We start from the raw sequence: 8535 nt of genomic DNA, 5'->3' as shown, positions 1-8535 counted from the left end.
GTGTGGTTATTCGACCGGCGGTTGCCCGCCGGCGCGGTGCTCGGCCCGGTGGTACTGGGTAGCGTCTTGAGCCTCAGCGGCGTCATCACCATCGTGCTACCCCAGCCGCTCCTCGAATTGGCCTACGGGGTGATCGGCGCCTACGTGGGATTGCGCTTCGACCGGGAGACGGTCCACAACATCGCGCGCGCTCTCGGCAAGATGATCCTCGCTTCGCTGGTCCTGATTGCGCTATGTGCCGTTTCCGCCTGGCTGATGACGCTGTTGATGCATACCACCTTCATCACCGCTTATCTGGGCACGAGCCCTGGCGGTCTCGATTCGATGACGATCATCGCGATCGATACGCATGCGGATGTGGGATTGGTGGTGGCGCTGCAGACGCTGCGGCTGTTCACCGTCGTACTGGTCGGGCCGGGGATGGCGAGATTGGTGGCGCGATTCGCCAAGCCGTCGACGACCTGACGGAGGTGTCGAGGCTTGGCGTCCCGACCGTCTCATGCGCAGCTAGTTTTCGTAAGAAGCCTAGGGTCTGTTCCCGTTTCGTCGCAAGCCGCGTTGCCGTGAAAAATCTCGCCAGGCTAGGCGGAGGACGCAGGGAATGATTGTTCCCTTGCCAAGTCCTCCAACAACGCATGGCGAGATTTTGCGCGCAACCCGAAGGGCCGGGCCCGTTTTCGTGCGATGCTGCGTTTCTCGATGGCTCATTTAGCCCACTAAACTTCGCATCTCGTGCCTTGCCTCGCGCTAAAACGGGCTCCGGCGCGGCCGCGAACGAAACGGGAACAGACCCTAGTGCAGGCTCCATTGCCAGCGCCTGTGCCTGTGACTGCGCGGGGCCGGCGTGTGGCTGCGTACGCGGCTGACCCAGGCCTGCCGCGCTTCCCAGCGTATCAGGTAGACGGTCTCGCCATCACGCAGGGGGGGATTGGCGGGGTCGATCAGGACTGCGTCGAACCAGCGCGAGAGATGATAGACCTGAAGCTTGCCACTGACGGGGTGGGTGGCGACCTGAACGGCAGCTTCCGCGCCGCTGCCGCTGTTCGGACGCAGTGACAGGGCGATCCAGCCCGGCATGCGATATCGAAGGATCACGGCAATCGAGCACAGCCCCAGCCAAAAGATGATCTCTCCCGACGTTGTACTGAGCCACTGCTCCATGGAACCCCCTGCGATTCGGTGGCGATAGCTTCCAGTGATGGGCAATCGTCCTTATATGCGGTGCCTTCAAGAGCACCGTCTGTCTCTACTGGACCTACGCGCTAGCGTTACCAGCAGAATACGGATAGCCAGTGCGGCTCTCCACACCAGAACGGTAAACAATTGCTGTCTTACGTAGCGGTTGCCGGCGATCGTGGCGGCGATTTGCGCTCCGCCAGTCGGCCCGCTGCCCTTTTCCCCTTCCCCTTCCCCTTCCCCTTGGCCACTGTTCCATTTGCGTCATGGGATTTGCGGGGGAGCAGGGTCTGCAGTATTTCTGAAAGTGCAGGCTCTCCTCGTGTCATGGGGAGACAGAACACGGCATGCGGCGGCCGATCCACGAGCCGGCACCGACGACAACAATGACAACGACAGCGGCGAGAGGCGGACATGAAACAGCAACCCTCCAACATTCAATACCGGCAGGAAGACGCCAGTTACTTCGAACAGCGCGGGCTGAGCCGATATGCCGGCCCCTGGTCGCTATGGGCACTCGGCGTCGGGGCGGTCATTTCCGGGCACTACTCCGGCTGGAATCTGGGGCTCTCCGTCGGCGGATGGGGCGGCATGGCGATCGCGACCGCCTTGATTGCGATCATGTATCTGGGGCTGACATTCTGTATCGCCGAGATGTCCCCGGCGTTACCGCACACGGGTGCGGCGTACTCCTTCGCGCGCTCTTCGATGGGGCCGTGGGGTGGCTTCATCACCGGCCTGTGCGAGAACGTCGAGTACATCCTGACGCCGGCGGTCATCGTGTTCTTCATCGGCTCCTATCTGGGCAGCATCTTCGAGACGCCGGCGGCGATGCAGCCGCTATGGTGGGTGATAGGCTATATCCTGTTCGTGGGGCTCAATATCGTCGGCGTGGAGCTGTCGTTCAAGGTGACCCTGACGGTCACGCTGCTGGCTCTGGCGGTACTGGTGGTGTTCTGGATATCGGCCATTCCCAATATCGACTTCTCGACCTGGGCCCTCGACATCGGTAGCGACGGCGAACGACTGGAGGGCGGCGGCGGACCCTTCCTGCCCATGGGTGTCGGCGGTGCGCTGGCGGCGATGCCGTTCGCGGTGTGGCTGTTCCTGGCGATCGAGCAATTGCCACTGGCGGCGGAGGAGTCGGTCGACCCCAAGCGGGACATGCCCAAGGGCATCATCCTGGGGATGATCACGCTGATCGTCTCCGCCTCGATGGTGCTGTTCCTCAACCCCTCGCTGGTCGGCGTCGGAGCCTACGCCCTCGGCCGGAGCGGCGAACCGCTGCTGGACGGCTTTGCCGCGATCTACGGCAGCGGCCTGGCCAAGGTGCTGGCGCTGGTGGCGATCATCGGGCTGATCTCCAGCTTCCACACCATCATCTTCGCCCAGGGGCGTCAGATCTATTCGCTGTCGCGTGCCGGCTACTTCCCCACCTGGCTGTCGGTCACCCACGGCACCCGCAAGACGCCGCACGTGGCGATGATCGCCGGTGCCTGTCTGGGGCTCGTCATCATGCTGATACTGTTCACCGGCCTGGGAATCGATCAGGGGTCAGCGGTGATCGGCGGCACCCTGCTCAACATGGCGGTATTCGGTGCCATGTGCTCCTACATCGCCCAGGCCGCATCGTTCATCCTGCTGCGCAAGAACCGCTCCGACATTCCGCGCCCCTACCGCAGTCCGTTCGGGGTGCCCGGCGCCTGGGTCACCATCGTCATCGCGCTGGTGACGCTGTTTTTCCAGTTGAGCGATCCCACCTACCGGGTCGGCATCCTCGGCGTCATCGTCTGGTTCGCCGTGGCGATCGCCTATTTCGCCCTGGTCGGTCGTCATCGGCTGATCCTGTCGCCGGAAGAGGAGTTCGCCATGGCGCGACGCGAGGCGGGCGAGGATGTCGAGACGGCACCCGCGATACGGCCGCGCAGCTGATCGCACCGGATGGCGCAAACGACAAGGCCCCGATCCGGGGATCGGGGCCTTGCGCTCGAGGGCCTGGCGGGGCGCGGAAAACGCCGCCGCCGACGGCAGTTACTGCTGGGTCTTGAAGTACTTGTCGTAGATCTTCTGGTAGGTGCCGTTGTCCTTCAGCGTGGCCAGGGCGTCGTCGAAGCGCTCGGCGAGTTCCTTGTCGCGGGGACGGAAGGCGATACCGAAGCCTTCGCCGAAGTATTTTGCCGGCTCGCTGATCATGTCGCCGACGGTGACGTAGTTGCCATCCTCGCTGTCCAGCAGCGTGGACTTGCCCACCGGGAAATCGAGGAAGGCGATGTCGACGCGTCCGGCATCCATGTCCAGCACCAGGTCGTCGGCGGTGGTGTAGCGGCTGATGTTGGCATCGTCACCGTACATGTCGGTCACGTAGTTGTCCTGCAGCGTGCCGCGCTGGACGCCGATGGTCTTGCCCTTGAGCGACTCGGGATAGGTGGTCTCGATGCCGCTGTCGGCCGCCGCGAACCAGGCGGAGGGCGGCTTGATGTACGGATCGGAGAACAGCACGGTCTGGCGGCGCTCGTCGTTGATCGTCATCGACGACATGATGGCGTCGTACTTGCGTGCCAGCAGGCCGGGGATGATGCCGTCCCAGGCCTGGACGCCCCACTCGCAGTCGGCCTTGATCTGTTCGCACATGGCGTTGCCGAGCTCGATGTCGAAGCCGGTCAGTTCGCCGTCCGGGGTGCGATATTCCATCGGCTCGTAGGGAACGTCGACGCCGATACGCAGTTGTTCGGTGTCCTGGGCCTGGGCGACGCCCGCGATCAGCGCGGCGCCGAGCAGGCTGGTGGTCAGCAGTTTTTTCATGGATCGCTTCTCTCTTGTGATGCGTGTGTTCTTGTGTGTCGCGACTCGGTCCCGGTCCGTCCGCCGCTTCGTGGGCGGCGAACGATCCACGACATCCGATGGATGACAACCGCAGCATAACGAAAGCTTACACGGTTGAATATCATCCCGATCAACGCTTGGCTCACGGCGCCAGCAGGTAGCCACTGCGGTGGCTGCGGTGGCCGGCGATATCGGCGACGATCATGCCCGCCGTGGCCATGCGGCGCTGGCTGCGCGCGTAGAACATGCCCGCCTGCGGCGCGCGGACCGGCTCGACGCGATCGCTGATCGGGTCGATGATCTCGGCGATGAGCTGCCCGGCTTCGACTGTCATGCCTGGCGTGGCGTGGAACACCAGCAGTCCGCCGATCGGCGCGTGCAGGAAGTCCATCGCCGCCAGTTCGGTGGCGGGATAGGGCAGCTCGGGCAGGGGCGGCGCCTCGCCGGCGACGAGTCCCAGGTGCCGGAGCCAGTCGATGATCGCCTGGGCGTCGCGGCCGGCGAGACCGTGATCGACGTCGCGCTGGCCGCGTAGCTCCAGCGTCACCGACTGGCAGCCGTAATCGAGCGGAAAACGGTCGCCGAAGGTCTGTTGCAGCCGTTCCCACACCAGCGTGAAGCACTCGTCGAACGACTGCCCGCCGGAATCGGTCGCCAGCATGCTGGCCTTGGCGCCGAAGTAGCGTGCCAGCGGCTCGAACACCGGCCACGCCGCCGGGGTGGTGTAGAGATGCTCCACCGCATCGAAATCGCAGTGCAGGTCGAGCACGAAATCGGCGCGACAGGCCAGGCGCTGCAGGGTCAGACGCATCGACTCCAGCGTGGTGGTCGGCCCGGTCTTCTCGAGAGCCGCATCGAGCGCGGCCTCGAACCGGTCGCGAATCACGTCGCGGTTGTGGGCGATGTCGTCGTTCAGCGCGGCGTCCAGGCCATCGGCGATCTCGTCGGTGACGTTGGCGTAGCGGCGGTTGAAATTGGTCAGGCTCTCGAAGTCGTAGCGGCCCAGCGGCGTGTCCATCAGTTGCTGGTCCAGGCCCACCGGGTTGGCCACCGGGACGAGGGTGACGCGGCAGGCCAACTGGCCCTGGGCTTCGAGTTCGGCCAGGCGCTGTTTCAGGGTCCAGGCCACCAGCATGCCGGGCAGCTCGTCGGCGTGCAGGGCACCCTGTATGTACAGATGGCGCTCGGCGTCCGCCGGGCCGTAGTGAAAGCTGTCGATCTGTCGCTCGGTGCCCGGCACCGGGCTGGTCAATGGGTGTTTCCGGTGTTCCACGACGCTTCCTCGGCTCGAGAATCAGGAGGCCCGGTCGCTGGCACGGCAACGACCGGGCGGGGCTGGGTTACTGGGTGCAGTCGGCTTCGCTGGGACGCACCGACAGGTCGTAGTCGAAGTACTGCTCCATCAGCTTGTCGAAGGTGCCGTCGGCGTACACCTCGCAGATCGCCTTGTCGAACTTGGCGGCCAGCGCCTTGTCACGCTGGCGGAACGCCATGGCGGCACCCTTGCCGAAGATCGACGTCGGCGTCTTGATGCTGTCGCCGAGCTGCTTGTAGGGGCTGTCGTCCTGACGGAAATCGATGGCATCAACGGCGATCGGGAAGTCCTCGAAGGTCAGGTCGAGACGGCCGGACTTGAGGTCGTTGACCACCTCCTGGGAGGAGCCGTAGCGGTGGATGTCGAGAACGTCGCCGTACTCCTGGGTGACGTAGACGTCGCGAATGGTACCGCGCTGCACGCCGACGGAAAGGCCCTCGAGGGACTGCTTGTCATCGATGTCGATATCGCGATCCCTGGCGGTGATCCAGACGCTCGGCGTGTTGTAGTAGGGCAGCGAGAACATCACCTGGCGCTCGCGCTCCGGGGTGATCGCCATCGAGGAGAGGATGGCGTCGTACTTGCGCGCCAGCAGGCCGGGAATGATGCCGTCTCAGCTCTGTTCGACCCAACTGCACTCGAGGTTGGCGCGAGCGCACAGCTCGTTGCCGAGGTCGATCTCGAAGCCCTCGAGCTTGCCGTCGGCATCGCGCATGACGAACGGTTCGTAGGGCACGTCGATGCCCAGGCGAACGGTCTCCTTGGCGTCCTGGGCCATGGCCTGGCCGAGGAGCTGGCCCGATACGAGTGCGCCGGCTAGCAGGGCGCTGGTGATCCACTTGTTCATATTCGACTCTCTTGTGATTGGTGGTTGATGATCGGGAAGACGGGCCGTCGTGGCCGTGTCGCCGGCAATCAGGCCCGCGGGCGCAGGTGCGCCAGCAATCGTTTCTCCAGCCTGCGAAACACGAACATGATGCTGAAGGTCAGGCAGAGATAGATCAGTGCCACGAAGATGAATGCCTGGAACGGCGCGTAGAAGCGGGCATAGACGTAGTACGCCGCCCCGGTCAGGTCCATGATCGTCACCACGCTGGCCACGGCGCTGGCGTGGAGCATGAAGATCACCTCGTTGCCGTAGGCCGGCAGGGCGCGGCGGAAGGCGCTGGGCAGGATGATGCGACGCATCATCAGCTTGCGCGACATGCCGTAGGCACGGGCTGCCTCGATCTCGCCCTTGGCTGTATTCTTGATCGCGCCATGGAAGATCTCGGTGGTATAGGCCGCCGTGTTGAGCGTGAACGCGATCAGCGCCGGGAAGAACGCCTGCTTGAACACCACCCAGAAGATGCTGTCCTGGATGCCGTCGAAGAAGACCACGCCGTAGTAGACCAGATAGAGCTGGATCAAAAGTGGCGTGCCGCGGAAGACGTAGGTGAAGGCGTAGATCGGCAACTTGATCCAGCGCCGCTTCGAGCCGCGCCCGATGGCCAGGGGCACCGCCAGGATCACGCCGATCAGCAGCGACAGGAAGACCAGTTGCACCGTCGTGACGAGCCCGCTCCAGTAGAAGCTCAGCGTATTGGCGGTGAAGATCAGGTTGCCGGACAGCAGCTCGGTGAACCAGCCGTTCAATTGTTCCATTCGCTGGACTCCCCGAAGCCGGTGTTATAGCGCTTGGTCAATTTGGCGAAGCCCCACTCGGAAAGCGTGGCGATCAGCAGGTAGATCAGCGCCACCGGGATCATGAACAGGAAGGGCTCGTGGGTCGCCTTGGTCGCCTCGGCGGCCACCCGGACCATGTCGGTCAGGCCGATGATCGAGACCAGCGCGGTGGTCTTGAGCAGCACCATCCAGTTGTTGCCGATCCCCGGCAGGGCATGACGCATCATCAGCGGAAACCGGACGCGCCTGAAGGCGAGCAGCGGGCTCATGCCGTAGGCCCGCGCGGCTTCCATCTGGCCCTCTTCCACCGACTGGAAGGCACCGCGGAAGGTTTCGCCCATGTAGGCCCCGAAGATCAGGCCGATGGTGATGACGCCCGCCACGAAGGCGTCGACGTTGATGAAGATGTCGACATCGAAGGCGTAGTAGAGCTGGTCGGTGAGCATGTTGATCCCGATCTGGCCGCCATAGAACAGCAGCATCATCAGCACCAGGTCCGGCACGCCGCGCACCAGCGTGGTGTAGAGGGTGCCGATGCCGTGAATCAGCCGGTTGCGCGACAGCTTGGCGCTGGCGGTCAACAACCCCAGGATGACTGCCAGTATCAGCGAGAGCACGGCCAGTTCGACGGTGACCAGCGCCCCCTCGAGCAGCCGCGGGCCGTAGCCTTGCAGGTCGATCATGATGGTGTCCGCCTCAGTGCTTGGGCGCCAGGAACTGGCGCAGGCGCTCGGAGCGCGGGTTGTCGAGGACATCGGCCGGCGCGCCGACCTCTTCGACCACGCCCTGGTGCAGGTAGATCACCTGGCTGGAGACATCCCGGGCGAAGGCGATCTCGTGGGTCACCAGAATCATGGTACGGCCCTCGTCGGCGAGGTCGCGCATGACCTTGAGGACGTCACCGCCCAGCTCCGGATCGAGCGCCGAGGTCGGCTCGTCGAACAGCATGACCTACGGGTCCCTCGCCAGCGCCCGGGCGATGGCGCCGCGCTGCTGCTGACCGCCGGACATCTGGGTCGGGAAGTAGTCGGCGCGATCCAGCAGACCGACGCGGTCGAGCAGGGCGCGGGCCTCGTCGATGGCCTGTTTTCTGGGTTTCTTCAGCACGTTGACCGGCGCCTCGATGACGTTCTCGAGCAGGGTCATGTGCGAGCAGAGGTTGAAGTTCTGAAACACCATCGAAAGCTTGGCGCGAATACGCTCGACCTGTTTCCAGTCGGCGGGCTCGCGGCCGTGCTTGGTGGCGCGGAAACCGATCGTCTCGTTGTGAACGATCAGCTCGCCTTCGTCGGGCTGTTCCAGCAGGTTCATGCAGCGCAGGAACGTGCTTTTACCGGAACCGGAAGCACCGATCAGCGTGATGACGTCGCCTTTCTGCGCCTGGAGAGAGATCCCCTTGAGTACCTCGTGATCGCCGAAGCGCTTCTTGATGCCCTTCGCTTCCAGGGGAATGGGGGTCGCGGCCATGATGTTGTCCACCGAGTGGGTTGGCTGGCGGGAAGCGGCACGGCGTCAGATGGCCCGTCTTGCTGTCGCCCGAGCCATCTTCGATGGCG

General features: G+C 64.1%; 7 protein-coding genes and 2 pseudogenes. 2 read left to right on the top strand and 7 right to left on the bottom strand.

Annotated elements, in window-relative coordinates; all coding sequences use genetic code 11:
- The coding region (locus AC3AYF_RS14740; protein ID WP_487779915.1) for an AbrB family transcriptional regulator at positions 1-465 on the top strand (465 nt) is incomplete at its 5' end.
- A gap of 327 nt (positions 466-792) precedes the next feature.
- On the opposite strand, the gene AC3AYF_RS14735 is transcribed toward AC3AYF_RS14740, so the two are convergent.
- Positions 793-1161: a hypothetical protein gene (locus AC3AYF_RS14735; protein ID WP_295037966.1), complete on the bottom strand. Its 369-nt coding sequence runs from the start codon at positions 1159-1161 to the stop codon at positions 793-795.
- A gap of 429 nt (positions 1162-1590) precedes the next feature.
- On the opposite strand from AC3AYF_RS14735, the gene AC3AYF_RS14730 reads away from it, so the two are divergent.
- A complete protein-coding gene (locus AC3AYF_RS14730) occupies positions 1591-3108 on the top strand; it encodes an amino acid permease (protein ID WP_295037968.1) in 1518 nt (505 codons plus the stop codon).
- 99 nt (positions 3109-3207) lie between these two features.
- Here the strand turns inward: AC3AYF_RS14730 and AC3AYF_RS14725 are convergent, their stop codons facing one another.
- The 6 genes and pseudogenes from AC3AYF_RS14725 to AC3AYF_RS14700 all read right to left on the bottom strand — a co-directional run bounded on the left by AC3AYF_RS14725 (position 3208) and on the right by AC3AYF_RS14700 (position 8446).
- Positions 3208-3978 (bottom strand): transporter substrate-binding domain-containing protein, encoded by a 771-nt coding sequence (locus AC3AYF_RS14725; RefSeq protein WP_487779914.1) that lies wholly within the window; start codon positions 3976-3978, stop codon positions 3208-3210.
- Positions 3979-4141: 163 nt separating this feature from the next.
- Positions 4142-5272 (bottom strand): succinylglutamate desuccinylase/aspartoacylase family protein, encoded by a 1131-nt coding sequence (locus tag AC3AYF_RS14720; protein WP_295037972.1) that lies wholly within the window; start codon positions 5270-5272, stop codon positions 4142-4144.
- A 67-nt stretch (positions 5273-5339) separates the two neighbouring features.
- Positions 5340-6092: pseudogene (locus tag AC3AYF_RS14715) on the bottom strand (transporter substrate-binding domain-containing protein).
- 137 nt (positions 6093-6229) lie between these two features.
- Positions 6230-6958, bottom strand: coding sequence for an ABC transporter permease (locus AC3AYF_RS14710; protein WP_487779913.1), 729 nt, complete (start codon positions 6956-6958; stop codon positions 6230-6232).
- Positions 6946-7662 (bottom strand): ABC transporter permease, encoded by a 717-nt coding sequence (locus tag AC3AYF_RS14705; RefSeq protein WP_295037978.1) that lies wholly within the window; start codon positions 7660-7662, stop codon positions 6946-6948. Before AC3AYF_RS14705 ends, AC3AYF_RS14710 begins: the two co-directional genes overlap by 13 nt.
- A 13-nt stretch (positions 7663-7675) precedes the next feature.
- A pseudogene (locus AC3AYF_RS14700) lies at positions 7676-8446 on the bottom strand (ABC transporter ATP-binding protein).
- Positions 8447-8535: the final 89 nt, after the last annotated feature.

It is taken from the genome of Salinicola sp., from assembly GCF_982684285.1.
The sequence above is the reverse complement of the archived record's forward strand: the minus strand, read 5'-3'. Positions and strand labels throughout refer to the sequence as shown.

Excerpts from the sequence above, each read along its gene's own strand:
- AC3AYF_RS14730 (WP_295037968.1), top strand. The coding sequence starts at position 1,591 with ATGAAACAGCAACCCTCCAACATTCAATACCGGCAGGAAGACGCCAGT.
- AC3AYF_RS14710 (WP_487779913.1), bottom strand. The coding sequence starts at position 6,958 with ATGGAACAATTGAACGGCTGGTTCACCGAGCTGCTGTCCGGCAACCTG.
- AC3AYF_RS14725 (WP_487779914.1), bottom strand. The coding sequence starts at position 3,978 with ATGAAAAAACTGCTGACCACCAGCCTGCTCGGCGCCGCGCTGATCGCG.
- AC3AYF_RS14705 (WP_295037978.1), bottom strand. The coding sequence starts at position 7,662 with ATGATCGACCTGCAAGGCTACGGCCCGCGGCTGCTCGAGGGGGCGCTG.
- AC3AYF_RS14735 (WP_295037966.1), bottom strand. The coding sequence starts at position 1,161 with ATGGAGCAGTGGCTCAGTACAACGTCGGGAGAGATCATCTTTTGGCTG.